General features: G+C 72.4%; 19 protein-coding genes and 2 pseudogenes. 9 read left to right on the forward strand and 12 right to left on the reverse strand.

The genetic code is table 11. The features are described from left to right. Positions 1–15: 15 nt before the first annotated feature. A pseudogene (locus Prum_RS21025) lies at positions 16–2405 on the reverse strand (penicillin-binding protein); the annotation flags it as partial. Positions 2406–2838: 433 nt separating this feature from the next. Between Prum_RS21025 and Prum_RS21030 the strand changes: the two are divergent. Then, on the forward strand, positions 2839–3135 hold the full coding sequence (locus Prum_RS21030; RefSeq protein ID WP_173078090.1) for a WhiB family transcriptional regulator: 297 nt from the start codon (positions 2839–2841) through the stop codon (positions 3133–3135). Here the strand turns inward: Prum_RS21030 and bagB are convergent. From bagB to Prum_RS21045, 3 genes are read right to left on the reverse strand one after another with little or no spacing between them, the layout of a single operon-like run. Continuing rightward, the gene (gene bagB, locus Prum_RS21035; protein WP_371871248.1) at positions 3122–4264 is read right to left on the reverse strand and encodes an ArsA family ATPase; all 1143 of its coding nucleotides are present in this window, start codon (positions 4262–4264) and stop codon (positions 3122–3124) included. The two genes, Prum_RS21030 and bagB, sit on opposite strands and share 14 nt — an antisense overlap. A 23-nt stretch (positions 4265–4287) precedes the next feature. Continuing rightward, positions 4288–5265 carry an ATPase BagA gene (gene bagA / locus Prum_RS21040; protein WP_173078091.1) on the reverse strand — a complete coding sequence of 326 codons (978 nt, stop codon included), beginning with the start codon at positions 5263–5265 and terminating at the stop codon, positions 4288–4290. 24 nt (positions 5266–5289) lie between these two features. Beyond that, positions 5290–6255: an Rv0361 family membrane protein gene (locus Prum_RS21045; RefSeq protein ID WP_246278009.1), complete on the reverse strand. Its 966-nt coding sequence runs from the start codon at positions 6253–6255 to the stop codon at positions 5290–5292. A gap of 96 nt (positions 6256–6351) precedes the next feature. Here Prum_RS21045 and sp36 point away from each other — a divergent pair, with 96 nt between their 5' ends. From sp36 to Prum_RS21075, 6 genes are all read left to right on the forward strand, one after another. Then, complete coding sequence (gene sp36, locus Prum_RS21050; protein ID WP_173078092.1) at positions 6352–6510, forward strand: Sp36 family protein; 159 nt, start codon at positions 6352–6354, stop codon at positions 6508–6510. Positions 6511–6513: 3 nt separating this feature from the next. Then, positions 6514–6972 carry a RidA family protein gene (locus Prum_RS21055; protein ID WP_173078093.1) on the forward strand — a complete coding sequence of 153 codons (459 nt, stop codon included), beginning with the start codon at positions 6514–6516 and terminating at the stop codon, positions 6970–6972. A 53-nt stretch (positions 6973–7025) separates the two neighbouring features. Further along, positions 7026–7796: an MBL fold metallo-hydrolase gene (locus Prum_RS21060; protein ID WP_173078094.1), complete on the forward strand. Its 771-nt coding sequence runs from the start codon at positions 7026–7028 to the stop codon at positions 7794–7796. After that, on the forward strand, positions 7793–11401 hold the full coding sequence (locus tag Prum_RS21065) for an adenylate/guanylate cyclase domain-containing protein (RefSeq protein WP_173078095.1): 3609 nt from the start codon (positions 7793–7795) through the stop codon (positions 11399–11401). The genes Prum_RS21060 and Prum_RS21065 overlap by 4 nt, the downstream gene beginning before the upstream one ends. Beyond that, entirely contained in the window at positions 11398–12870 is a 1473-nt protein-coding gene (locus Prum_RS21070) for a serine/threonine-protein kinase (RefSeq protein WP_173078096.1), read from the forward strand. The genes Prum_RS21065 and Prum_RS21070 overlap by 4 nt, the downstream gene beginning before the upstream one ends. Positions 12871–12977: 107 nt before the next feature. After that, positions 12978–13598, forward strand: a complete 621-nt coding sequence (locus Prum_RS21075; protein ID WP_173078097.1) for a cellulose binding domain-containing protein — start codon at positions 12978–12980, stop codon at positions 13596–13598. A gap of 6 nt (positions 13599–13604) precedes the next feature. Here the strand turns inward: Prum_RS21075 and Prum_RS21080 are convergent, their stop codons facing one another. The 8 genes and pseudogenes from Prum_RS21080 to Prum_RS21115 all read right to left on the reverse strand — a co-directional run bounded on the left by Prum_RS21080 (position 13605) and on the right by Prum_RS21115 (position 23252). Further along, positions 13605–14756 carry an acyl-CoA dehydrogenase family protein gene (locus Prum_RS21080; protein WP_173078098.1) on the reverse strand — a complete coding sequence of 384 codons (1152 nt, stop codon included), beginning with the start codon at positions 14754–14756 and terminating at the stop codon, positions 13605–13607. A 7-nt stretch (positions 14757–14763) separates the two neighbouring features. Beyond that, positions 14764–16788 (reverse strand): ATP-binding protein, encoded by a 2025-nt coding sequence (locus tag Prum_RS21085; RefSeq protein ID WP_173078099.1) that lies wholly within the window; start codon positions 16786–16788, stop codon positions 14764–14766. Between the two features lie 12 nt (positions 16789–16800). Then, complete coding sequence (locus Prum_RS21090; protein WP_173078100.1) at positions 16801–18396, reverse strand: acyl-CoA carboxylase subunit beta; 1596 nt, start codon at positions 18394–18396, stop codon at positions 16801–16803. 3 nt (positions 18397–18399) lie between these two features. Then, positions 18400–19518 (reverse strand): acyl-CoA dehydrogenase family protein, encoded by a 1119-nt coding sequence (locus Prum_RS21095; RefSeq protein WP_173078101.1) that lies wholly within the window; start codon positions 19516–19518, stop codon positions 18400–18402. After that, positions 19515–21096, reverse strand: a pseudogene (locus Prum_RS21100) (acyclic terpene utilization AtuA family protein). Before Prum_RS21100 ends, Prum_RS21095 begins: the two are co-directional and overlap by 4 nt. Next, a complete protein-coding gene (locus Prum_RS21105) occupies positions 21093–21881 on the reverse strand; it encodes a TIGR03084 family metal-binding protein (RefSeq protein ID WP_173078102.1) in 789 nt (262 codons plus the stop codon). Before Prum_RS21105 ends, Prum_RS21100 begins: the two are co-directional and overlap by 4 nt. Positions 21882–21884: 3 nt before the next feature. After that, complete coding sequence (locus tag Prum_RS21110; protein WP_173083968.1) at positions 21885–22496, reverse strand: TetR/AcrR family transcriptional regulator; 612 nt, start codon at positions 22494–22496, stop codon at positions 21885–21887. A gap of 78 nt (positions 22497–22574) precedes the next feature. Then, entirely contained in the window at positions 22575–23252 is a 678-nt protein-coding gene (locus Prum_RS21115; RefSeq protein WP_173057568.1) for a Crp/Fnr family transcriptional regulator, read from the reverse strand. A 117-nt stretch (positions 23253–23369) separates the two neighbouring features. Here Prum_RS21115 and Prum_RS21120 point away from each other — a divergent pair, with 117 nt between their 5' ends. Continuing rightward, positions 23370–24047, forward strand: coding sequence for an adenosylcobinamide amidohydrolase (locus tag Prum_RS21120; RefSeq protein ID WP_173078103.1), 678 nt, complete (start codon positions 23370–23372; stop codon positions 24045–24047). Between the two features lie 95 nt (positions 24048–24142). Then, the gene (locus Prum_RS21125; protein WP_173083972.1) at positions 24143–25246 is read left to right on the forward strand and encodes a CapA family protein; all 1104 of its coding nucleotides are present in this window, start codon (positions 24143–24145) and stop codon (positions 25244–25246) included. Positions 25247–25258: the final 12 nt, after the last annotated feature.

A 25258-nucleotide genomic window follows, 5' to 3' on the forward strand; every position in this document is an offset into this window, starting at 1 on the left:
GATGGCGCCGCCTCGCCCTGGGCGGCCTGGGGTCACTGTGGTGCCGGGTTGGGGGGTGCCCTTGCCGTTGCTGATTTGGATGATCACCACGCCGCCCTTGATGGTGCGGCCGTCGGGGCTGGTGCCGGCGGCGGTGTTGGCCGGGCAGGGCGAGTCGATCGGGGTGCTGTCGACCTTGGCCTCGAAGCCGGCGCCCTCGATGCGGGACCGGGCCTCGTTGATGGACCTGCAGGTCACGTCCGGGATCGACCGCTGATCGCCGTTGACGATCTTGTTGCCGGGCGGGGTGAACTGCTGGGACGGCTTGCCCTTCATGGCATCCCGCACGGTCTCGTAGACGGCGGGGTTGACCTCGTCGTGTGAGAAGTGCGTGGAGGTCTGCGCCCAGTCCGGGTCGGCGATGATGCCGGCCACCGCGATCTGCTTGGTGCCGACGATCAGCGCTGCGGTTTTGGCCGAGTCGGTGGTGCCGGTCTTGCCCATGATCGGCTTGCGGATGGAGTCGTGTGCGGCCCGAACCGTGGAGCCGCTGCACTTCGACGTCGAGGAGCTGTCGCCGACCGGGCAACGCGCCGCGTCCACGGCGGCACGGGCGGCTTCGGTCTTGATCCGCTGCTCGCAGCGCGGGTTGGCGATGTCGAGCTTCTTGCCGTCCTGGTCGACGATCTGCTGCACCGGGATCGGCTCGCAGTACTTGCCGTCCGCGATGAGCGTGGCGTACGCGTTCGCCATCTCCAGCGGCGTGGCGGAGGAGACCCCGAGCGTGAACGCGCCCCAGTCGTCGGCCGCGGCCCGGTTGTTGGCGAAGTTGGCGTCGCTCTGAGCCCGGAACTGGATGCCCAGCTTCTTGGCCACGTCGACCACGTTGGCGGCGCCGACCCGCTCCTGCAGCGGCACGAAGTAGGTGTTGATCGAGCGTCCGAACCCGGCCCACATGTTCTGTACGCCGTAGCCCTTGCGGCCGGCGTTCTCGGGGCAGTACTTGTTGGTGCCGGGGCACGCCGCCGGCGAGCCGGACTCCACGATGTAGTTCGACTTGTACGGCGACACGGTGTCGATCGTGTATTGCAGCGGGTAGCCCTTTTCCAGCGCGGCCACCATCGTGAACATCTTGAACGTCGAGCCGAACTGGTAGCCGTTGATGTCATTGCCGCCGGTCATCAGCGGGTTGGTGGTGTTGGGGTACGTACCCCGGATGCCCTTCTTCGCCTTGGCCGGGTTGCTGGAGATCTTGTTTTGCGGCTTGTCCGGATCGTCCAGCTTGAACACGCGGTTGACCGCGAGCGCGCGGACCCGGCCGGTGCCCGGCTCCAGACCGGCGAGCATCAGGGCGTTCTTGCTGTTGTTCTTGATCCGCTTCTGGATGTTCTTGTACGCCGCTTCCTGGGTCTTCACGTCGAGCGTGGTGACGATCTGGTAGCCGCCGCTCTTGAGCCGCCGCTCGCGGTCGTACGTGGTGGCGCCGAACGTCTCCTGCTCCATCCACCAGCGGTAGAAGTAGTCGCAGAAGAAGCCCCAGTGGTTCTTGCTCGTCGCGACGCAGCCGTTGGGGTGCGCTTGTCCTTGACCTTCAGCTTCACGGCCTTGGCGGTGGCCGCCTGCTCGGGCGTGATGGCCTTCGTCTCGACCATGTTGTCGATGACGTAGTCGCGGCGGATCACGGCCTGCGGGTAGCCGGCCTTCGTGGTGGGGTCGAACGCCGAGGGGGCCTTCACCATGCCGGCGAGCAGGGCCGCTTCCTCGATCTTCAGGTCGCGCGGGTGCTTGCCGAAGTAGACCTGGCTGGCGGCGAACACCCCGTACGCCCCGTTTCCGAAGGGGGCGATGTTGAGGTAGCGCTCCAGGATCTCGTCCTTGGTCATCTGCTTGTCGAGCTGCAGCGCGTACTTCATCTCGCGCATCTTGCGCGCGTTGGTGTCTTCGGTGGCGGCCACCACGTCCTGCGGGTGGGTCGCCGAGTACGCGATCAGCATGCGGACGAGCTGCATGGTCAGGGTCGAGGCGCCCTGCTGGGTCGTACCGGCCTGGTTGTTGGCGATGAACGCGCGGGCGATGCCCTTCGCGTCGACGCCGTTGTGCGTGCGGAACGTGTGATCCTCGGCCGCGATGATCGCCTCCTGCATGAGCGGCGAGACGTCCTTCAGCGGGACATCCCGCCGGTTCTCGTCGTACATGGTGGCGATCAGGGTCTTGCCGTCGGACGCGTAGACGTACGTCATCTGCGGCGACCGCTTTACGGTCAGCTCGCTGGGCAGCCGGTCGAAGGTTTCCGCCCCCGCCTTGGCGGCCAGGCCCGACATCGCAACCGCTGGGAACGCCGCCGCGGCGACAACCACACCGGCCAGGAGGCCGCAGATCAGCAGCGACGCGGCGTTCGCAAAGATGTTGTGATCACGCTTGCGCATCCAGGTCACCTGGTCAGGGTACGGGACCACGCAACGATCAGCCGTCCCGCGTGAGAGTGCCCGCCCAACGCCGAAACTGGTCGGACTTTTGGGCATGTCCTGCGGGCGCTGGCCTCGTTGTGCTAGACGCACGACCCCTGCGTGCGGATGCGTTCTGCCGATGTTGAGTTTGACCCGTGTGCGGGACACTTGGCTGGCGTTTTCGCAGATCGCCGCCGGGTATCCGTGATCTGGACGCCTGCCGAAGTGTACGGAGCGTCCGGTTTGATGGATTTGCCAGACAACGTTGCGTAATCGGACGACTACAGAGCATGATGGTCCGGCGAGTATCGCACGTCACTCGCCGGGACTCGGGGGAGTCATTGGGCGAGTGGTCGGGGGGAAACCGGCCGGGCAGGGCCGGGGAAGCGGACTGCAAGGGGGACGTGGACAGATGGGGATGATCACAGACTGGCCGAGCATGGCGGCGTGCCAGAGCGGCGACCCGGACGCACTCTTCGTACAGGGCGCCGAACAGAACGTGGCAAAGAGGATCTGCCGTAGCTGTCCGGTGCGGTACGAGTGCCTGGCCGACGCGCTCGACAACCGGATCGAGTTCGGCGTGTGGGGTGGCATGACCGAGCGCGAGCGCCGGGCCCTGCTGCGCCGGCACCCGCATGTGGACAGCTGGCGGAAGATGTTCGAGGCAGCACTGCGAGACAAGGAAAAGGTCCTGGTTACGGCCGGCTGAGAGCGTCACCAACCGTACGCAGCCCGTCGACGTCGTGGACGTCGGCGGGCTGAGCCGTCACCTCGACGGTCGGCACGGTGGGAAAGGCGTCGGTGAAGACCGCGGCCACCCGCTGCTCGCGTACCGCCTGCTGCGCCACCACGGCGTGCACCCGCAGCGCGTCGGCGGTGGCCTCGTGGCCGCCGAGCCGGTCCAGCTTCGCCGCCGCGGCCCGGCTGCGCTCCGCGGACAGCCCGTCGACGCTGGTGCGGTGCACCCGGTTGAGGACCAGGCCCGCGAGCGGCATCCGCTCCTGGCCGAGTCGCCTCGCGAAGTACGCGGCCTCCCGGACCGCGTCCGGCTCCGGCGCCGCGACCAGCAAAAACGCCGTCTCCCGTGCCTGCAGGATGCGGTACGTCTGCTCGGCGCGCTGCCGGAAGCCGCCGAACATCGAGTCGAGGGCGGCGACGAAGCCGGACAGATCAGTCAGAAGCTGGGCGCCGATCACCTTCTGGACGACCCGCGAGAACATCCCGAACGACGCGGTCACCAGGCTGAACATGCTCCGGCCCCCGGCGCGGGCGGGCGCCAGCAGCAGGCGCAGCATCCGGCCGTCCAGAAAGCGGGACAGGCGCGCCGGTGCGTCGAGGAAGTCCAGGGCGGACCGGGACGGCGGCGTGTCCACCACGATCAGGTCCCAGTCGCCGCGGGCGTGCAACTGGCTCAGCTTTTCCATCGCCATGTACTCCTGCGTGCCGGAGAACGTGGAGCTCATCGCCTGGTAGAAGGGGTTGGCGAAGATCTCCGTGGCGCGGGCCGCGTCGGTGTGGGCCAGTACGACCTCGTCGAACGTGCGTTTCATGTCGAGCATCATGGCGTGCAGCTCGCCGCCGCTTTCGTCCGCTTCGATGCCTTTGACCTGCCGTGGGGTGTTGTCCAGCTCGGTCAGGCCGAGCGACTGGGCCAGCCGGCGGGCCGGGTCGATCGTGAGTACGACGGTGCGCCGCCCGTGCCGTTCCGCCGCGCGCAGGCCCAGCGCCGCCGCCGTGGTGGTCTTGCCGACCCCGCCCGACCCGCAGCAGACCACGATCCGCACGCCGGGGTCGGCGAGGATGCGGTCCACGTCGAGCCGCGGATGATCGGAAGGCACCGAACGAGCGTATCCGGCGACCGTCAGTGTGCGGCTACCAATGCCGCTGTGAGAGTGCGCAGCCCGGCCCGATCTACACCTTCTGGCAAAAGCGGCAGTTCGACCATCGGTCGGCCCAGTTCGGCCAGCTCCACACGCAGGGACTCTTCGATGGAACGCCGGGTCAGGTGCGCCTTCGCCGCCGTGTACAGGCCGCTGACCGTGGCGCGGTCGGTGGGCAGGTCGGCGGCGGCCAGCCCGCGGCGCAGGTCGGCCTGGGTGAGCTTCGGGCCGGCCAGGAGCGGCGGCCGGGTGGCGTTGACGATCACCTTGCCGACCGGGATGCCGAGGGCGGTGAGCTCGGCGACCGCGTCCACGGTCTCCTGGACCGGCATCTCCTCCAGCAGCGTCACCACGTGGACGGCGGTCATCGGCGAGCGCAGCAACGCGGTGACGCCCTCGCTCTGGGTCTTGATCGGGCCCATCTTCGCCAGCCGGGCCGTCTCGGCGGTGACGTTGAGGAAGCGGCCGATCCGCCCGGTCGGCGGCGCGTCCAGCACGACCGCGTGGTAGACCCGGCGCCGGTCCGCCGTACGGGTGGTGGCCTCCTTGACCTTGCCGGTCAGCAGCACGTCGCGCATGCCCGGGGCGATCGTGGTGGCGAAGTCGATGGCCCCGAACTTGCGTAGCGCCCGTCCGGCCGCCCCGAGCTTGTAGAACATGTCGAGGTATTCCAGCAGGGCCAGCTCCGGGTCGACCGCCAGCGCCCGGACCTCCCCGCCGTCGGCGGTGCCGGCGACCCGGCGCTCCTCGTACGGCAGGGGCTCGATCTCGAAGAGCTCAGCGATGCCCTGCCGGCCCTCCACCTCGACCAGCAGCGTCCGGTGGCCGCCCTCGGCCAGCGCCAGGGCGAGCGCGGCGGCCACGCTGGTCTTGCCGGTGCCGCCCTTGCCGGTGACGACATGCAAGCGCGCCGGCCAGGTCGGATTGACCTGGCCGGCGATTTGCTCGGTGGCTCGCACGCTCCGAGCGTAGTCCGGTGGCGCTCAGCCGCCGATTTCGCAGACGAACCATCCGGTCTTCTGCACGACGGTGAACTTGAGCTGCTGCTCCGAGACCTTCTCGTCGCTGGTGGTCATGGTCAGCTTGACCGAGACCGCGGCGCTCTCCGTGTCCTGGCTGTCCACCTTCGGCTCGTCCCACTTGAAACGCGGGTTCTTGTACGTGGTGGCGTAGCCCTTGACCTCGTCGACCTTCTTGGTCAGCGCCGGCTCGTCGCGGGACTCGGCACAGACCAACTGCTCGGCCTTGGCGGCGTCCTGGTCGGTGTAGACCGCCGTCAGGAAGTCCTTGACCGCCGCGACCGGCTCGGCCGCGCCGTCGTTGGGCTCGCCCTTCTGCAGGAGCAGGACCGCGGCCGTGACGCCGCCGCCGCAGAGCAGCACGGCCAGCGCCGCGGTGATCGCGACGATCACCAGCGTCTTGGACTTCTTCGGCGCGGGCGCGGGAGCGCCGGGGTACGCCGGGTAGCCGGGCTGGCCCGGGTAGCCGGGCTGGGCGTACGGGTCGGCGGGGTAGGCCACAGGCGACTGCGGAAAGCCGCTGGTCGGCGCGTACGGCGGGTACGGCTGCCCGGACACCGGCTGCTGCGGGTAGGGCTGCCCGGAAACGGGCGGCTGTCCTGGGTAGGGCTGGCCAGAGACGGGCGGCTGCTGCGGGTAGGGCTGACCTGGGTACGGCTGGCCGGAGACCGGCGGCTGCTGCGGGTAGGGCTGGCCGGACACCGGCTGGGCGGGCGGGTAGCCGTACCCGGGAGGAGGCGGCGGCACCACGGGCTGGCCCGGCGGGGGCGGCGGCACGGGCGGCTGGGCCGCGTACGGGTCGACCGGCTGGGCCGGCGGCGGAGGAGGAGGTGGCGGGGGTTGGGTCGCGAAGGGGTCGACCGGCGGCGGATAGGGCGGCTGCTGGCCGTCCGGCTGTTGTCCGGCGCCGCCGTAGGGCGGTTGCGTCATGTCTCCCCCAGGACTCGGTCCGCAGTGTGCCGACAGGGTAACGCCATAGGGCACGCGGTCGCCTACCGCAGGTTCCGCGCACGTTAGGGTGCCCGCATGCAGAAGTGGGAATACGCCACCGTTCCGCTGCTGGTCCACGCGACCAAGCAGATCCTCGACAACTGGGGCGAGGACGGCTGGGAGCTGGTGGCCGTCGTGCCGGGCCCGAATCCGGAGCAGCTCGTCGCGTACCTCAAGCGGCCAAAGGGGGCCTGACCCATGGCTGACGCGTACGCCAAGCTGGCCGAGCTGGGCCTGACCCTGCCCGAGGTGGTCCCGCCGGTGGCCGCCTACGTGCCCGCCGTGCAGTCGGGCAAGCACGTCTACGTGTCCGGCCAGATCCCGGTGGCCGACGGCAAGCTGCTGGCGACCGGCAAGGTCGGCGCGGGGGTGTCGCCCGAGCAGGCCAAGGACCTGGCCGAGCGGTGTGCCCTCAACGCCCTGGCGGCGATCGACGCGCTGGTGGGCCTGGAAAACGTCGTCAAGATCGTCAAGCTGACCGGCTTCGTGGCGTCGGCGGAGGGCTTCACCGGCCAGCCCGGCGTGATCAACGGGGCCTCGGAGCTCTTCGGCGCGGTCTTCGGCGAGGCGGGCCAACACGCCCGCAGCGCGGTTGGCGTCGCCGAGCTGCCGCTCGGGGCGCCGGTCGAGGTCGAGGTAATAGTCGAGGTCGCCTGAGCGAACACTCAGGAAGGCCGGTTCTGTCAGTCGGTCGCCGTACCATCGCTGGCATGGTGGGGCATGTCACCGCGCCGGCTGCCGCGCTGGCCGACCGGTTGCCGAGTTGGGTGACGCTCGTCCGCGCGCCCAACCCGGGCCCGATGACGCTCGACGGCACCAATACCTGGGTGCTGCGCGCGCCCGGCGCCGAGTCGTGCGTCGTGATCGACCCGGGCCCGCTGGACGAGGCGCACCTGCGCGCGGTGGCCGACCACGGCCCGGTCGGGGCGGTGCTGGTGACCCACGGCCACCCCGATCACGTGGAGGGGCTGGCGCGGTTCGTGGAGATGACCGGTGCCGGCGACACGATCGCCGGTCTGACGGTCACCCGGGTCCTCACCCCGGGGCACACCGCCGACTCGGTGTGCTTCCTGGTCGAGGCCGCCGGTGAGCGGGTGATCTTCACGGGCGACACCATCCTCGGCCGGGGTACGACGGTGGTGGCCTGGCCGGATGGCGACCTGGGCGATTACCTGGGGAGCCTGGCGACGCTCACGGCGTACCAGGAAGTCACGGCCTTGCCTGGGCACGGCCCGGCGCTGGCCGACTGCGCCGCGGCGGCCCGATTTTACCTGGCGCACCGCCGCGCGCGCCTTGACCAGGTGAAACATGCGTTATCAGAGGGTGCGCGCAGCGCGCAAGAGGTCGTGGCGAAGGTCTATGCGGATGTGGACCGCTCGCTCTGGCCGGCGGCCGAATGGTCGGTGCGGGCTCAACTCGCGTACCTCGATCATGACGACGGGGAATCGACATCCCAACCAGTGTGGTTGGACTCACCGTGACATGCCCCGTGTGCGGCACCGTCGCGGTGCCCGGCGCGCGCTTCTGCCACAACTGTGGCGCCGCGCTGCCCGCAGCCGCGTCCCTGCCGGCGACCGAGCGGCGCGTGGTTACAGTCTTATTTGGCGATTTGTCCGACTTCACCTCTTGGTCTGAAGACCTTGACCCGGAACGGGTCGGCGCGGTCACCGACCGGGTGCTCGCCGCGCTGGCGGGCGCGGTCAAGACGTTCGGCGGGCACGTCGACAAGCTCACCGGCGACGGGATCATGGCGGTCTTCGGGGCGCCGGTCGCTCACGAAGACGACGCCGAGCGGGCGATCCGGGCCGCGCTGAGCATGCAGCGCGCGGTGCGCCGGGTGCTCGACGACGAGCGCGGCGGCGGTGCCCCGCTGGGCCTGCGGGTCGGGCTCAACACCGGCGACGTGGTGGCCGGCATCCAGGCCGCGATCGAGTACACGGTCATCGGTGACACGGTCAACACCGCGGCCCGGCTGGCCGACGCCGCCGCGGTGGGCGCGGTCTACGCGGGCGCCCGTACATCGGCGGCCACCCGGCACGTGGCCTCGTGGCGGACGCTGCGGCCGCTGCGGCTCAAGGGCAAGCGCGAGCCGGTCGAGGCGTACGAGCTGCTGGGCCTGCACGACGCGCCCGGCACCCGGTCCGGCCTTGGCGACGAGGCGCCGTTCGTGGGCCGGGAGGCCGAGATCGGGCGGGCCGCCGGGCGGCTCGCCGAAGCGATCGAGAGCGCCGAGCCGCGCGTCCTCGTGCTGACCGCCGAGGCGGGCATCGGCAAGACCCGGTTCGCGGCCGAGGTGGAGCGCTTCGCCGCCGGATACGACGTGGGCGCCGGCGGCTACACGTCCTCCACCGGCGCGCGAGTGCTGTCCGTGCGCTGCGCCGCCTTCGGCGAACGCCGCCGCCTCGCCCCGCTCGCCGACCTGGTCCGCACCGCCATCGGCCTGCCGCGCGACTCGGCCACCGCGGTGACCCGCACGGTCGTCGAGGAAAGGCTGAAAAGGCTCGGCCAGCGCCTCGGCCGCTTCCGGTCCGACCCGCCGCCGGTCGCCGTCGAGCTGCTGCTGGCCCTGATGGGGTACGGCGAGGCGCCGGCCGCCCATGGCGTCCCGGCCGGGGTGGCCGAGTGGACCCCGGACGCGGCGGCCCCCGACACCGAGGCGACGCCGACGGCGGTGGGCCAGCTGTTGACCGGGCTGGCCGGCGAGCAGCCGCTGGTGGTGATCGTCGACGACCTGCACGACGCCACCCCGGAGACGATCGAGGCGTTGGGTGTGACCCTGTCGCACCTGAGCGGCCCGGTACTCCTGGTACTGCTGGGCCGGCCCGAGCTGGTCCGCACCGCTGGCGCGCTGACCCGGTTGGCCGATGCCGAGGTCTACCCGCTGCCGCCGCTGCGGGGTGCCGACGCGGCCCGGCTGCTCACCTCATATCTGGGCGGCGGCCGGCTGCCGCAGGCCGACACCGACCGGCTGCTCGCCACCGCGCAGGGCAACCCGTTCTACCTGGCGGAGCTGGTCACGCTGCTGATGGAGCGGGGCGCGCTGACGCCGGTCGCCGGTGCCCGGGGCACGTGGCGCCTGGCGCCCGGCTCGCTGGGCAGCCGGCTGCTCTCCCGCGACCTGGCCGCCGTGCTCGCGGCCCGCATCGACGCGCTGCCCGCCGACGCCCGCGCCGTGCTGCGGGACGCCGCAGTCATCGGCGACACCGTGCCCGGCGGGACGCTGGAGGCGCTGCGCGAGAGCCGGGCCGGGCGCGACGGGCGGCCGACCGCCGTCGCCGCCGTCGAGCTCGAGCGCGCCATCGACGAGCTGCTCCAGCGGCGCATGCTGCGGCGCGCCCGGGACGGCTTCGCGTTCCCGACCCCGCTGATGCGCGAGGCCGCGTACGCGGGCATCGGCAAGGCCGACCTGGCCGAGCGGCACGCCGCGCTGGCCCAGTGGGCGGCACCGGCCGTGGGCGACCGGGTGAGCCGGGTCAGCGGGTTCGGGGGCATGGCGCCGGCCGACCGGGACGCGTTCGTCGCCGATCACGTGGAACGCGCCGCCGCGCTGGCCGACGCCGTCAGCCTCCGGCCGGACGCGGTGGCCCGTACCGTGGTGCCGCTGGGCGTGTCCGCCCTGGGCCGGGCCGCGCGCCGCTCCCTGGCGATGGGCGAGCCGACGCTGGCCGCCGACTACGCCGAGCGCGCCGCCGGGCTGGCCGGGGACCACCTGCCGCCCGCCGACCGCCTCGTGCTGGCCAGGGCGCTGCTGCAGACCGGCCGCGCCGGCGACGCCTTGGCGTACGCGGAAAAGATCGCCGCCAACGCCAGTGACGACGCCGCGTGCCGGGCCGGTGCCCTGCTCGTGATCGGGCGGGCGCACCGCGTGCTGGGCGAGCCCCAGCGGGCGCTGCAAGCCTGGCAGGAGGCCATGCAGGTGGCGACCGACGCCGGCCTGCCCGGGCCGCGGGCCGAGGCGATGCGGCGACTGGGCATGGCCGACTACCTGCGCGGGCGGCTGGGCCAGGCGAGCAGCCGGTTCGCCGGGGCGTACCAGGTGGATCTCGCGTCCGGCGACCGGCTGGGGCAGGCGTGGTCGCTGCAGGATCTGGCCTGGGTGACGACGACGCGGGGCGACTTCGCGGGCACCGACGCGGTGCTGGGCCGCGCCGCCCGGCTCTTCGCCGAGTTGGGCGACCCGACCGGGCGGGCCTGGCTGCGTGGCACCACCGCGTTCGCCCGGCTGCTCGCCGGCCGGCTGGCCGAGGCGCGCCGGCTGGCCCGGGTGTTCCTGCCGTTCGGTGAGCGGGTCGGCGAGGCGTGGGCGGTGGGCACGCTGCGGGCGGTCGAGGCGTTCGCGGCCGCCGAGCTGGGCGATCTGGCCGAGGCCGACCGCGAGGCCCGCCGGGCGTACCGCGACTTCGACGCCGTCGCCGACGACTGGGGGCGCGGCTTCGCGCTGGTGGTGCGGGGTGCGATCGCGCGCGGGCTGGGCCAGTTCGACCACGCGACCGACCTGCTCACCGACGCGCTGTCGTACGCCGACCGCACCGGGCACCCGCTGCTGACCGGGATCGCCGGCACCGCACGCGGCTTCGTCGCCTTGGACCGCGGCGACATCTCGTCCGCCGAGCGCGACGCGCAGAAGGTCATCACCACGGTGGAGCCGCACAATCCGCTGGCGCCCGCCCAGATGGGCCCGCGGGTCCTGCTCGCCCGCGCCCGGCTCACCGACGGCGACGCGCCGACAGCCATCGGCCTGCTCGCCCCGATCGCCACCGCGAAGGGACCGGGGCTGCTCTTCTCGCGCCGGCAGGCCCTCGCGACGTACGCGGCCGCGCTGCTCGCCGAGGGACAGCAGATCCAGGCGCTGGATTGGGCGCGCCGGGCGCTGGCGGTGCCGGCCGAAGACGTACGCAGTTGTGTGATCACCGCGGAGGTGCTGGCCGATGCGCTCGCGGCCGGTGGCCTGCACGAAGAGGCGCTGGCCGCGGCCGATGACGCGGTGCGGTACGCGTACGGGACGCAGCGGCTGGGCGAGCGAGCCGGCGCAGACGCGGTGCGGGGGCGGCTGACGGCGGTGTCTTCGGTACCTTCTAACCCGTGACCGACACCGTTCCCAGCGCGCTGCCGTTGCCGGTGGTGCCAGGGCTGTCCGGATTGTCGGTGCTTGCCCGAGGTGGGTACGCGACCGTATACCGGGCCACCCAGGAGTCGGTCGCGCGCGAGGTCGCGGTAAAGGTGGAAAACCGGACTCTCGACAACGAGCGCGACCAGCGGCGGTTCCTGCGCGAGGCGCGGGCGGCGGGCCGGATGTCGTCCCATCCGCACGTCGTCGACCTCTTCGACGCCGGCGTGACCGCCGACCAGCACCCCTATCTGATCATGGAGCTGTGCGACGGCTCGTACGCCGACCGGATGCGCACCGCGCCGCTCGAACCGGGCGAGACCCGCGAGGTCGGCGTCAAGATCGCCGATGCGCTGGCGGACGCCCACCAGCTCGGCGTGCTGCACCGCGACGTCAAGCCCGCCAACATCCTCTGCTCCCGCTTCGGCGAGCCGGCGCTGGCCGACTTCGGGCTCGCCGTCCTCGCCGAGGCCCGCGACTCCTCGGTGACGCTCGAGGTGCTCACCCCGGCGTACGCGCCGCCGGAGATGTTCCGGCACAGCGCGCCGTCGCCGGCCGTCGACGTGTACGCCCTCTGCGCCACCCTGTACGCGGTCATGCGCGGCAAGCCGCCCCGCTGGCGCGACGACCGCAACCCGAGCCTCATCACGCTGCTGGAACTCTTCAACCATCCCATCCCGGACCTGCCCAGCGTGCCGAGGGCGCTGATGGAGGTGCTGCGGTACGGCATGGCCAACGAGCCGGACGCGCGCCCCTCCGCCGGGCAGCTGCGCGACATGCTGGCCGGGGTCTCGCTCGGCACGCCCGCCGCCAACGTCTACATCTCCCGGGCGTACGCGTCTCCACCCGCGCCACCCACGACCGCGCCCACGCCGCCGTCTCTGCTTGTGCCGCCGCCGTCGCCGCCCCGGACCCCGGACGACACGCCGACCGTGTCCCGCGGCGGCCGCAAGCGCGGACTGCGCTGGTTCCTCGCCGGCCTCGGTGCGCTCGCGCTGGTCGGCCTGATCAGCACCAGCGCCTGGTACGTCTCCCGGGACACGGAGCCGGGGCCGAAGCCGACCGGAGTCGCGCAGAGCACGTTCGCCGGCGGCGGTGGCGCGCTCCCCGGTTGCCTGGTGCCGTTGGCGGGCGGGCGCTGCACCGACGAGTTGGAGTGCTACGGCCCGCTGGAGGCGAGCGGCCCGGACGCCCGGGCATCCCGGGTCGCCTGCACCGGGCGCCACACCTGGGAGGCGTACGCCGTGGGCGACCTGCCCGCCGGCGGCGACCTCGAGGACGTCGCGGGCAAGCTGTGCACCAACCTGACCTTCCGGCGTACGACGCTGCTGCTGTCGACCGCGGGATGGCAGTTCGAGGTGCTGCCGCCGCAGGGCAGTGACCGCACGTTCCGCTGCCTGGCCGGCAAGGGTCAGGACGCGCTGGAAAGTCCGACGCTGGCCCGTTGATCCAATCGCTCGCCCCGTGCGTATCCCTCGCTGGGGAGTGGCGTTGGGGGACGGCTATGCGCGTGGGACGCGGATTACCCCGGGCTTTGCGGCCCGGTGCTGTCGAGATGCTGCCGTGGGTGCCCGCGGTCTTCGGCGTGGGCATCATGCTCGGATTGCTCGTCTTCGCGGTCGTCAGCCTGCGACCGTCGGATCCTGACGGAGTCAGCCTCCCGGCGGCGGTGACGAACACGCCGCCGTTCCTGGCCGGGCCGAGCGTGCCGGACAGCGGCGACTCCGGCGTGGCGACACCGGAGGCGCCCCGCGCGTCGGTGACCCCGTCGCCGACGCCCGCGCGTACGACGGCCGCACCGCGGCCGACCCGGACCACGGCACCGCCCGCACCCCCACCGCCGCCGGCTCCCGAACTGACCGGGCGCTACCGGGTGGTGGAGTCCTTCAGCGACACGTTCATCGGCGAGGTGAGAGTGGCCAACTCGGCGAACGGCGCTCGAAACTGGACGGTCCGGCTGGAGTTCCCGGCCAACGTCGGCGGGCTGCGCACGTTCTGGGTGGAGGGCGCGCAGCAGCCCAAGCTCCAACGGTCCGGGAACGCCTTCATCTTCACGAGCGGGGCGTCGGTGGGGGCGGGCAAGGTGGCCCTGCTGAGGTTCCAGTTCAACCGCACCGGCTCGGTGTCGACCCCGACCGCCTGCTCGGTGAACGGCACCGCCTGCAGCGGCCTCTAGCCCGCCTCAGTACGAGCGGGGTTGGCCGAGGACGTGTTGGGAGACGTAGTTCAAGATCATTTCGCGGCTGACCGGGGCTATGCGGCCGGCGCGTACGGCGCCCAGCAGGGTGGCCACGCCGTAGTCGGTGGTCATGCCGTTGCCGCCGTGCACCTGGATGGCCGTGTCCACGGCGAGCGCCGAGGCGTCGGCGGCCGCGTACTTGGCCATGTTGGCGGCGACGCCGGCCTCCACGTCACGGCCCGCGTCGTACAGGGTGGCCGCCTTGGCGATCATCAGCCTGGCCAGCTCGACCTGGATGGCGGCGTGCGCCAGCGGGTGCGCAACCCCTTGGTGGGCGCCGATCGGCCGGCCCCACACCTGCCGGGTGGCCGTGTACGTCGAGGCGCGCGCCAACGCGTACCGGGCGGTGCCGGCGGCCATCGCGGCGACCGTGATCCGCTCCGGGTTGAGCCCGCTGAAGAGGGCCGGCAGTCCCGCGTCGACGCTGCCGACCAGCGCGTCGGCGGGTAGGCGCACGTCGTCGAGGTAGAGCAGCCACTGGTCTTCCGGCGAGAGGATCTCCATGTCCAGCTTGGACGCGGTCAGCCCCGCGGCGTCGGTCGGGACGAGGAAGAGCGCCGGCTGGAGCTTGTCGCCGGCGGCCACCCGGGCCACGACCAACACGTAGGACGCCTCGTCCACGCCGGAGATGAAGCACTTGCGGCCGGAGAGCAGCCAGTCGTCGCCGTCCCGGCGGGCGGTCGTGCCGAGCCGGTGGAAGTTGGAGCCGGCCTCCGGCTCGGTGATGGCGAAGGCCACCTTGCGGGTGCCGTCGGCGATACCGGGCAGAAACGACGAGCGCTGGGCCGGAGTGCCGTGCTTGGCGATGACCGTCCCGGCGATGGCCGGCGAGACCACGAGCAGCAGCAGCGGGCAGCCGGCCGCGGCCAGCTCCTCGCACACGATGGCCAGCTCGGTGATGCCGCCGCCACCGCCGCCGTACTCCTCGGGGACGTTGACGCCCAGGTAGCCGAGCTTGCCGGCCTCGGCCCACAGCTCGGTGGTGTGCTCGCCGGCTTTGGCCTTGGCCACGAAGTACTCGTGGCCGTAGCGGCGGCCAAGAGCGGCGACCGCGTCGCGGAGGTCGGACTGTGCAGGGGTGAGCTCGAAATCCATGGGGGACCTACTCGGGAGGGGTGAGAACCGCTAAGACTGTTCCGGTGTCGACTTGGCTGCCCTGGCTGACCGGCACGGAGGCCACGACCCCGGCGGCCGGGGCGTGTACGGGGTGTTCCAGCTTCATCGCTTCGAGGGTCATGAGCAGGTCGCCGGCGTCGACGCGCTGGCCGGGGGTGACCAGCACCCGGCTGACGGCGCCGGGCAGCGGCGCGACCAGCGAGCCCTCGGCCAGCTCCGCCGTGGGTTCGGGGAAGCGGGGCAACTCGGTGAGGGCGACCGAGCCCTCCGCACTGTCCACGTACGACACGTCGCCGATCCGCTCCACGCCGAGGGAGAGCCGGATGCCGTTCACGTCGAGGACGACGCCCTCCGGCGTGGCCGACACGAGCGCGACCGGCGGGTGGTCGCCGGTGACCGGCGGCTGGCCGAGACCCGCGAGGTCGAGGTCATCCGGGTCGACCGCGCGCACCCACCAACTTGCCAGCTCGCCGGCCCGGTCCAGCCGGTAGCCGACCTCGACGGGGCCGGCGGGACCGTCGTACAGGGTGGTCTGGGCCGCGGACGGCACGTTGCGCCAGCCGGACGGGAGCGAGCTGAGCACCGCTGCCGACGAGCGCCGGGCCGCGGCCTCGGCGAGCGCCGCGGCGAGGCAGGAGACGCGTACGGCGTCCACAGAGGACAGCAGCGGGGCGAACACCTCGGGGTGCCGGTCCAGGAAGCCGGTGTCGATGCCGCCGGACTGGAACGACGGGTGCCGCAGCACGCGTACCAGCAGGTCCCGGTTGGTGACCACGCCGTGGATCTGGGACCGGGTCAGCGCCGAGGCGAGCAGCCGGGCGGCCTCGTGCCGGGTCGGCGCCCAGGCGATCAGCTTGGCCAGCATCGAGTCGTAGTGCACGCCGACGACCGAGCCGTCCCGTACCCCGGAGTCGAGTCGCAGGCCCGGCTGCAGCAGCGGGCGGAACTCGGCCGCGACCTCGGGCACCCGCAGCCGGTGCAGGGTGCCGGTGGCGGGCAGCCAGGCGTACGCCGGGTCCTCCGCGCAGAGCCGCACCTCGATCGCGTGGCCGCGGATCGGCGCGCCCCCGACGATCGGCAGTGGGAGCCCTTCGGCGACCAGGAGCTGGAGCTGCACCAGGTCGAAGCCGGACACGCACTCGGTCACCGCGTGCTCGACCTGCAGCCGCGTGTTCATCTCCAGGAAGTAGAACTCGCCGGACGGCGCGAGCAGGAACTCGACCGTCCCGGCGCCGACGTACCCCACGGTGCGGGCGGCGGACACGGCGGCCGCGCACAACTCCTCGCGCATCGTGGGCGTGACGGCCGGCGACGGCGTCTCCTCGATGATCTTCTGGTGCCGGCGCTGGATGGAGCACTCGCGCTCGCCGAACGGCACCACGTTCCCGTGCGTGTCCGCGAAGATCTGCACCTCGACGTGCCGGGCCCGGTCCACGTACTTCTCGCAGAACACGGTCCCGTCGCCGAACGCGCCGGCCGCCTCGCGGCGGGCCGAGGCCACGGCCTCGGCGAGCGACTCCGCGTCGCGCACGATCCGCATGCCCCGCCCGCCGCCACCGGCGGACGCCTTGACCAGCACCGGAAACTCGGTCACCTCGTCCGGGTTCAGGAAGGTGGGCAGCATCGGCACGCCGGCGTCGGCCAGCAGCGCCTTCGCCTCGATCTTGGAGCCCATCACCTTGATGACCTTGGCTGGCGGGCCGACCCAGGTCAGGCCCGCGTCGGCCACGGCCGCCGCGAAGTCCGCGTTCTCCGAGAGAAACCCATAGCCCGGGTGTACGGCGTCCGCGCCGGTCTTGCGGGCCGCGGCCACCATCAGGTCGCCCCGCAGGTACGTCGCGGTCGGCGCGTTCCCCGGCAGGTGTACGGCGTAGTCCGCCTCGGCGACGTGCGGCGAGTCGGCGTCCGCGTCGGAGTAGACGGCCACCGTCTCGATGCCGATCAGCCGGCAGGTGGCGAAGACGCGCCGGGCGATCTCACCCCGGTTGGCCACCAGTAGGCGTCTGATCATTGCGGCCACCCCTCACATCCGAAAGACGCCGAAGCCCTCGGCGCCCTTGATCGGTCCACTATGGATCGCGGACAGACTGAGCCCGAGCGCGGTCCGGGTGTCGCGCGGGTCGATGATCCCGTCGTCGTAGAGCCGGCCGGAGAGGAAGAGCGCGGCCGACTCCGCCTCGATCTGCCGCTCGGCCATCGCGCGCATGGCCTTGTCGGAGTCCTCGTCGTACGGCTGGCCCTTGGCCTCGGCCGCCTGCCGGGCCACGATCGACAGCACGCCGGCGAGCTGGGTCGGGCCCATGACGGCCGACTTGGCGTTCGGCCAGCTGAAGAGGAACCGCGGCTCGAACGCCCGGCCGCACATGCCGTAGTTGCCCGCGCCGTACGACGCACCCAGGTTGACCGTCACGTGCGGCACCGTCGAGTTGGCCACCGCGTTGATCATCAGGGCGCCGTGCTTGATGATGCCGCGCTGCTCGTACTCGGCGCCGACCATGTAACCGGTCGTGTTCTGCAGGAAGAGCAGCGGCGTGTCGGACGCGTTGGCGAGCTGGATGAACTGGGTCGCCTTCTGCGCCTCCTCGGAGAAGAGCACGCCCCGGGCGTTCGCCAGGATCCCGACCGGGTAGCCGTGCAGCTCACCCCAGCCGGTGACGAGCGCGGTGCCGTACGCCGGCTTGAACTCGTCGAACTCGCTGCCGTCCAGCACCCGGGCCAGCACCTCGCGCGGGTCGAACGGCACCTTCAGGTCGGCGCTGGCGATCGCGAGGAGATCTTCCGCGTCGTACTTCGGAGCCACCGCGAGACGCGGCGCCGGTCCGGCCTTGCGCCAGTTCAGCCGGCGTACGCACTGGCGGGCCAGCCGGATCCCGTCCCGCTCGTCCTCGGCCACGAAGTCGGCCAGCCCGGACTTGGCGGCGTGCATCGCGGCCCCGCCGAGCGACTCGTCGTCGGTGACCTCGCCGGTCGCCATCCGCACGAGCGGCGGCCCGGCCAGGAAGACCTTCGCCTGGTTGCGCACCATGATCGTGTAGTCCGACATGCCCGGGACGTACGCGCCGCCGGCCGTCGCGTTGCCGAAGACCACGCTCAGCGTCGGGATGCGCGCCGCCGAGAGCCGGGTCAGGTCGCGGAAGACCCGGCCGCCCGGTATGAAGATCTCCGCCTGGCTGGGCAGGTCGGCGCCGCCGGACTCGACCAGGTTGACCAGCGGAAGACGGTTCGCCAGCGCGATCTCGCCGGCCCGTCGGGTCTTCTTCAACGTGTACGGGTTGACCGCGCCACCGCGTACCGTCGGATCGTTCGCGACGATCACGCACTCGACACCCTCGACCACCCCGATGCCGGTCACCACGCCGGCGCCCACCGGGAAGTCGGTGCCCCAGCCGGCGACCGGGGACAGTTCGAGGAACGGCGCATCCCGGTCGAGCAGCAGCTCGATGCGTTCCCGTGGGAGCAGCTTGCCGCGGGCGTGGTGGCGGGTCACGTACTTCTCGCCGCCGCCGCCGCGGGCGGCGTCCAGCGCCGCGTCCAGCTCCGCGAGCCGTTCGATCATCGTGCCGCGGTTTTCCAGGTACGACGGGTTGCGCGGGTCGATGGCGGTGCCCAGGACGGTCATGGCTCAGACCCCCATCTGTTTCGCGATGATCTCGTTCATGATCTCCGTCGTGCCGCCGCCGATCCCGAGGATCCGCGCGTCCCGGTAGTGCCGCTCCACCTCCGCGCCGCGCAGGTAGCCGAACCCGCCGTGCAGTTGCACCGCCTGGTCGACCACCCAGTCGCACGCCGCGACAGCGATGTTCTTCGCCATCGCCACCTCCGTAACGAGTGGCTCGCCCGCAGCGACACGGATCGCGACCTGGTGTACATACGTGCGAGCGGCGTCGGTGCGGGTGGCCATCTCGGCGAGCCGATGGCGGACGAGTTGCCGGCTGGCGAGCGGCCGGCCGAAGGTCTGCCGGTCCCGGCACCAGGCGACCGTGAGGTCGAGGCAGCGCTGGGCGACCGCGTACGCGTGGACCGCCAGCGCGATCCGCTCGCTGGCGAAGTGCCTCATGATCAGGGGGAACGCCTGCCCTTCCGGGCCGACGAGGTTGGTCTTCGGGACCATCGTGTCCACAAAGGACAGCTCGGCGGTGTCGGAGCAGTGCCAGCCCATCTTCTCCAGCGGCCCGGTCACCGTGAAGCCCGGCGTACCCCGGTCGATCACGAGCAGCGAGAGGCCGCCCTCGGTACGCACCGCGGTGGTGACGAAGTCGGCGCGTACCCCGCTGGTGATGTACGCCTTGGCGCCGTTCACCACGTAGTGGTCGCCGTCCCGGCGGGCGGTCGTGCCGATCGCCGCGACGTCCGAACCGCCGCCCGGCTCGGTGATCGCCAGCGCGCCGATCAGCTCACCGGCGAGCGTGGGGCGTACATAGCGGTCGGTCAGGTCCTCGCCGCCGGCCGAGACGATGTGCGGCAGCGCGATGCCGTGCGTGAACAGGGCCGCCATCAACCCCGACGACCCGCCCGCCCCGATGATCTCTTCGGTCACCGCGACCGTGTCGAGCAGGTCACCGCCGCTGCCGCCGACCGACTCGGCGTACCCGAGCCCGAGCAGGCCCACCTTGGCGGCGGCGGCGTGCAGGGCGCGAGGCACCTGGCCGGCGCGCTCCCACCCGTCGAGGTGCGGCACGATCTCCCGTACGGCGAACCGCCTGGCCAGCTCGCGCAGCTGCCGCCGCTCGGGGGTGTTCACGCCGACTCCGCGATCCGGGCCCGCAGCCGCTCGCCCAGCCCTTTGGCCTGCGGGTCGACCAGGTTCCCGGCGAGCAACCCGCGCACCACGAAGTTGACCGCCCGCAGGTTGGGCAGCTCGTACCGCTCGACGTCGAGCCCCGCCGTCTCCGGGAGCAGCTGGGTGAACCGCTCGGTGGTCAACCACCCACGCAGCGCGGCGTAGGCGTGGTCGCTCCGCGCCCACACCCCCACATTGGCGTCGGACCCCTTGTCCCCCGACCGCGCTCCCACCCCACGCCCCGGATGCAAGGAAGGGCCCCCTGTTATCGGATTTTGCATAGGAAGGGACCCTTCCTTGCACTTGGGCGGTGGGGGATGGCGACTGCGGTGCCGTCCGGGTGGATCGCCAGGTGGGGGCACTGGGGGACGGTGGCGGAGGTGAAAGCGCCGTACGGGGTGGCGTCTCCCGGCGGGGTGGTCAGGGTGCAGCCGGGGTACGACGCCAGGGCCAGCTCCACCGCGGCGGCCGAGAACCTCCGGCCGGCGCGCTTCGGGTCGCCGTCGCGGATGTGGGCCAGGAGCAGAGCGCCGTCCTCCGTACGGGTGAGCACGAACTCCAGGCCGTCCTTGCCGACCGCGTCCTCCAGCTGGGTCCGGACCAGGGCCGCCTTGGCGTCGATGTCCAGCCCGCCGAGCACGAACGTCATCGCGTTGCGGTACCCGCCGATGGTGTTGACGCCGACCTTGAGAGTGGGCGGCGGGGGCGTGCCGCGGACCCCGCTGACGCGTACCCGGTCCGGTCCGTCGGGCGTGAGCGTCACCGTGTCCAGGTGCGTGACCACGTCCGGACCGAGGTACGCCGGCGCGCCCACCTCGTACACGAGTTGGGCGGTGACCGTGTCGACCGTGACCGCGCCGCCCGTGCCGGGGTGCTTGGTGATCACGCTGGAGCCGTCGGCGTGCACCTCCGCGACGGGGAAGCCCGGCCGCCGCCCGCCGTCCGGCAGCTCGGTGAAGAAGCTGAAGTTGCCGCCGGTGGCCTGGGCGCCGCACTCCAGGATGTGGCCGGCGACGGTGGCCCCGGCCAGCGCGTCGAGGTCGGCCCGGTCCCAGCCAAAGTGCGCGATCGCCGGCCCCACCACCAAGGACGCGTCGGTGACCCGGCCGGTGACCACGACGTCGGCGCCGGCCGTAAGGCAGGACGCGATCCCGAACGCGCCGAGGTAGGCGTTGGCGACCAGGGCACCGGGGTGGTCCACGGCGTCGCCGGTGACGTACCCGATCCTGGTGCGGAGGCCGAGCCGGTCGGCGAGCGCGGTGAGCGCGGCGGCCAGGCCCGCCGGGTTGAGGCCGCCCGCGTTGGTCACGATGCGTACGCCGCGGTCGGCCGCCGTGCCGAGGCAGTCCTCCATCTGGCGCAGGAACGTGCGCGCGTACCCCAGCGAGGGTCCTTGAGGCGGTCGCGACCGAGGATCAGCATGGTCAGCTCGGCCAGGTAGTCGCCGGTGAGCACGTCGAGCTGACCGCCGTCGAGCATCTCCCGCCAGGCCGAGAAGCGGTCGCCGTAAAAGCCGGACGCGTTGCCGATCCGGATCATGGCCGCGCACCGGAGGGCTGGCGGCCGATGCCGGGCGGCCCGGCGAACGCCTGCGCGACGTCGAGCCACTCGTCGGCGACCGGGCCGGTGGCGACGAGGGCCAGGTCGGCGCGGTGCCGGCGCTGCGTGACGAGCAGGCAGAAGTCCAACGCCGGGCCGGTGACCCGGTCGGTGGCGTCGCTCGGACCGTACTCCCAGATGCCGGACGGGCTGATCAGCTCGACCCGGACCGGCGCCGCCGGCGCCGCGCGGCCGTGGGTCAGGAAGCTGTGCGTGAGGGTACGGACGCCGAGGTACGCGATGTGCCGCAGGCGCTCGGTCGGGGTGCGCCGGTGCCCGAGGGTGTCCGCGACGTCCTGGCCGTGCGCCCAGGTCTCCATGATCCGGCCGGTGGCCATCGAGACGGGCGACATGGCGGTGCCGTACCAGGGCAGCTTGGCCCCTGGCGGCGCGGCGGCCAGCGCCTCGGCGAGCGCCGCGCGCCCGGCCCGCCAGCGGGCGAGCAGCTCGGCGGGCGGCGCCAGGAACTCTTCGGTGCCCCGGTCGACGAAGTGCTCGGGGTCAACCGCGGACCCGGCCAGCGAGGCGAAGAACGCGTCCGGGTCGGTGGCGGAGAGCGTCGCGACGTGGTCGGTCCAGGCCAGGTGCGCGATCTGGTGCCCGATGGTCCAGCCGTCGGCGGGCGTCAGCCGGGCCCAGTGCGCATCCGGCAGCGGGCCGACCCGGGCGTCCAGGTCCGCCGACTCGTCGGCGAGATCGGCGAGCAGTACGGCGAGATCGACCATCGATTACCTCCCGCTGGCGAGGACGGTGGCGAGCTGCCGCTTCCACGCGGCGAGCAGGGCGGTGCGGCGGTGCGAGTCGTCCGAGAGCAGGTTGGCGACGCCGAGCCCGCGGAGCAGATCGAGGGTGGCCTGCACGGCCTCCCGTACGCCCGGGGTGCGCTCGTCCGCACCCAGCAGGTCGACGGTCAGCCGGTGCATCTCCCGGCCGACCTTGGCCTCCAACGGCACCAGCGCGGCGCGCAGCTCCGCGTCGGTGCGGGCGGCCACCCACAACTCCAGGGCCGCGACGAAGAGCGGCCCGGTGAACGCGGCGGCGAGCATGTCGATCAGCCGGTCGAGCCGCTGGGTGCCCGCCGGGAGCAGGGCCGCCTCGGTGCGGATCTCCTCCGCGCGGCGCTCGGCGAGGTGCCCGACGGCCGCCATGACCAGAGACGCCTTGGTCGGGTAGTGGTGTAGCTGGGCGCCGCGCGAGACACCGGCCCGAGCGGCGACGACCGTGGTGGTCGTGCCCGACCAGCCGCGCTCGACCAGGCACTCCACGGTCGCCTCCAGAAGGCGGGCCTGGGTGGCGCGACTGCGCTGCTGTTGTGGCGTCCGTACCGGCACGGTTGCCAGCCTCCCGCGTGAAAAACAAACAGTCAAGCCTGCTTGTTTTTGATCAGAGCGAACGGCTCGGGCAACCGAGCCGGGTGCTCAGACGCGGGCGCGGCGGGCCAGCCGCTCCGGGTCGAGGATGATGACGCTCTTGCCGTCCAGCCGGAGCCAGCCGCGGGACGCGAAGTCGGCCAGCGCCTTGTTGACCGTCTCGCGGGACGCGCCGACGAGCTGGGCCAGCTCCTCCTGGGTGAGGTCGTGGGTCACCCGCAGCACGCCGCCGTCGCGGGTGCCGAACCGGCCGGCCATCTGGAGCAGGTTCTTCGCTACCCGGCCGGGCACGTCCGTGAAGATCAGGTCGGCGAGCGCGTCGTTGGTGCGGCGGAGCCGGCGGGCCAGCACGCGTAGGAGCTGCTCGGCGATCTCCGGACGGTTGTTGAGCCACGGCCGCAGGGCCTGCTTGCGCAGCCGGGCCAGGCGGGTGTCGGTGACCGCGGTCGCCGTGGCGGTGCGTGGACCCGGGTCGAAGAGGGACAGCTCGCCGAGCATGTCGGACGGCCCCATGACGGAGATGAGGTTTTGCCGGCCGTCGGCGGCGCGCCGACCCAACTTGATCTTGCCGGACAGCACGATGTAGAGGCTGTCGCCGGGCTCGCCCTCGTTGAACACGACCTCGCCCTTGCGGGTCTCGATCGTCTCCATCTCCTTGGCGAGCGCTTCCGCCGCCTCGGGGTCGACGCCCTGGAAGATCCCGCTGCGGGCCAGTACCTCGTCCATCGCGCCCCACCTCCGCCTGCGTCGTTTCGACGCGCGGAGTAAGTCTAGGCGTACCGGGGGGAGAATCGGGCGTCCACCCCCGGAAACTTGATCTGCGCGAGCCGTAGGCTTCGGTGGATGCCCGTCGAGCCGATCTTGACTATGCGCCGCGAGGACGGATACGACATTCCGCTGCTCGTGTGGCGGCTCGACGAGCCGTTGCTGGCGATCTCGTCGGCCCCGCTGGGCGGCGGGATCGGCGTACGAGGGTGGGTGGTCAACGCGACCGTGCCCATGTCGTACCGCCGGGACGATCCGGACGTGCACCTCACCGAGCTGGCCGAGTGTCTCGGGCTGACCGGCCCCGGCATCGGACTGCTCACCGGCGTCGACGTCGCCGAGGTGGTGTCGGCCGGCGACGGCGGCGTACGGGTCTGGGCCACCGTCGGGCTCGGCGACCCGATCTGGGCGGCGGCCCCGCCGTCGGACGCCCCGCCGGCCGCCGGCACGGTCAACATCGTCGTGCGCGTGCCGGTCCGCCTGTCCGACGCCGCGCTGGTCAACGCCGTCGCCACGGCCACCGAGGCGAAGGCGCAGGCCTTGTGGGACCTCGGCCTCCCCGCCACGGGTACGGCCACCGACGCCGTCTCGATCCTCTGCGCGCACGACGGGCCGCCCGCCGCGTACGGTGGCCCGCGCTCGGAGTGGGGCGCGCGGGTCGCCCGCGCCGTCCACGCCGCCGTACGGGCCGGCGGCGGCACCGGCAAAGGGTCCGGAATGCCCTGGTCAGAGCGCGGTCCCGGGCGGCGTGCGTAGCGGCCGGCAGGTATTGTCCCTGGGCGATGAGTCCCAGTCAGCGAGCCTACGGCGCCGGTCGATGGATCGGCGTCGCGTGCGCCGCGCTGGCGGTGATGGCGGGCGTCGCGGTGGGCGCCGTCGCCATCCTCGGCGAGGAGCACCGGTCGGCCGCGCCGGTGTGGCGGGACAGCGCGGTAGAGGACACGGCCGAGCCCACCGCCGCGCCGCCATCCGGCAAGGCGGCCGGCCGGAGCATCTCGCTGTCCGCCACCGGCGACATCATCATGGGCAACGCGCCCGGCAAGCTTCCGCCGAACAGCGGCGAGGGCTTCTTCGATTCGGTACGCGCCGCGCTGGCCGCCGACCTCGTCATGGGCAACCTGGAGGAGCCGCTCACCGACGACACCGGCGCCGGCAAGTGTGGGCCCAAGTCCACCAACTGCTACCAGTACCGGGTGCCCCCGTCGTACGCCGGGCACCTGCGGGACGCCGGCTTCGAGGTGCTCAACATGGCCAACAATCACGGGCACGACTACGGCGCGGCCGGGTTCCGCAACACCCAGCAGGCGCTGACCGAGCACGGGCTGAAGCACACCGGCGCGCCCGACGAGATCACGGTGGTGGACGTCGAGGGCGTACGGGTGGCGGTGGCGGGCTTCTCGTCGTACTCGTGGTCCAACAGCCTGGTCGACATCGTCGCGGCGGCCGAGGTGGTGGAAAAGGCGGCGGGCCTGGCCGACCTGGTGGTCGTGCAGGTGCACATGGGCGCGGAGGGCGCCGACAAGCGCCACGTCAAGCCGGGCACCGAGCGGTACCTGGGGGAGAACAGGGGCGACCCGGTCAAGTTCTCCCACGCCATGATCGACGCGGGCGCCGACCTCATCGTGGGCCACGGGCCGCACGTGCTCCGGGCGATGGAGTTCTACCAGGGCCGGCTTATCGCGTACAGCCTGGGCAACTTCGCCGGCGGCGCCGGGACGCTCCGCAAGGACGGGCCGCTCGGGCTGGGCGGGGTGCTCAAGGTCTCGCTGACCGCGGACGGCACCTGGGCGGGCGGCCAGCTCACCTCCACCTACCTGAACGCGGGCGGCCTGCCGGCCCTGGACGACGAGCACCGCGGCGCCGAGGCGGTACGGGAGCTGAGCGAGTCGGACTTCCCCACGACGGGCGCCACCCTGGAGCGCACCGGCAAGATCAGCGTCTCCTCTGCCGGCTGAGTGTCACAGCCT

Origin of the sequence: Phytohabitans rumicis (assembly GCF_011764445.1) — a bacterium.
Classification (GTDB): Bacteria; Actinomycetota; Actinomycetes; order Mycobacteriales; family Micromonosporaceae; genus Phytohabitans; species Phytohabitans rumicis.

What these genes read in the sequence shown, in the direction of transcription:
- Prum_RS21030 (WP_173078090.1), top strand. Translation starts at nt 2,839, where the DNA reads ATGGGGATGATCACAGACTGGCCGAGCATGGCGGCGTGCCAGAGCGGC.
- Prum_RS21045 (WP_246278009.1), bottom strand. Translation starts at nt 6,255, where the DNA reads ATGACGCAACCGCCCTACGGCGGCGCCGGACAACAGCCGGACGGCCAG.
- sp36 (WP_173078092.1), top strand. Translation starts at nt 6,352, where the DNA reads ATGCAGAAGTGGGAATACGCCACCGTTCCGCTGCTGGTCCACGCGACC.
- Prum_RS21055 (WP_173078093.1), top strand. Translation starts at nt 6,514, where the DNA reads ATGGCTGACGCGTACGCCAAGCTGGCCGAGCTGGGCCTGACCCTGCCC.
- Prum_RS21060 (WP_173078094.1), top strand. Translation starts at nt 7,026, where the DNA reads ATGGTGGGGCATGTCACCGCGCCGGCTGCCGCGCTGGCCGACCGGTTG.
- Prum_RS21075 (WP_173078097.1), top strand. Translation starts at nt 12,978, where the DNA reads ATGCTGCCGTGGGTGCCCGCGGTCTTCGGCGTGGGCATCATGCTCGGA.
- Prum_RS21080 (WP_173078098.1), bottom strand. Translation starts at nt 14,756, where the DNA reads ATGGATTTCGAGCTCACCCCTGCACAGTCCGACCTCCGCGACGCGGTC.
- Prum_RS21085 (WP_173078099.1), bottom strand. Translation starts at nt 16,788, where the DNA reads ATGATCAGACGCCTACTGGTGGCCAACCGGGGTGAGATCGCCCGGCGC.
- Prum_RS21090 (WP_173078100.1), bottom strand. Translation starts at nt 18,396, where the DNA reads ATGACCGTCCTGGGCACCGCCATCGACCCGCGCAACCCGTCGTACCTG.
- Prum_RS21105 (WP_173078102.1), bottom strand. Translation starts at nt 21,881, where the DNA reads ATGGTCGATCTCGCCGTACTGCTCGCCGATCTCGCCGACGAGTCGGCG.
- Prum_RS21115 (WP_173057568.1), bottom strand. Translation starts at nt 23,252, where the DNA reads ATGGACGAGGTACTGGCCCGCAGCGGGATCTTCCAGGGCGTCGACCCC.
- Prum_RS21120 (WP_173078103.1), top strand. Translation starts at nt 23,370, where the DNA reads ATGCCCGTCGAGCCGATCTTGACTATGCGCCGCGAGGACGGATACGAC.
- Prum_RS21125 (WP_173083972.1), top strand. Translation starts at nt 24,143, where the DNA reads ATGGCGGGCGTCGCGGTGGGCGCCGTCGCCATCCTCGGCGAGGAGCAC.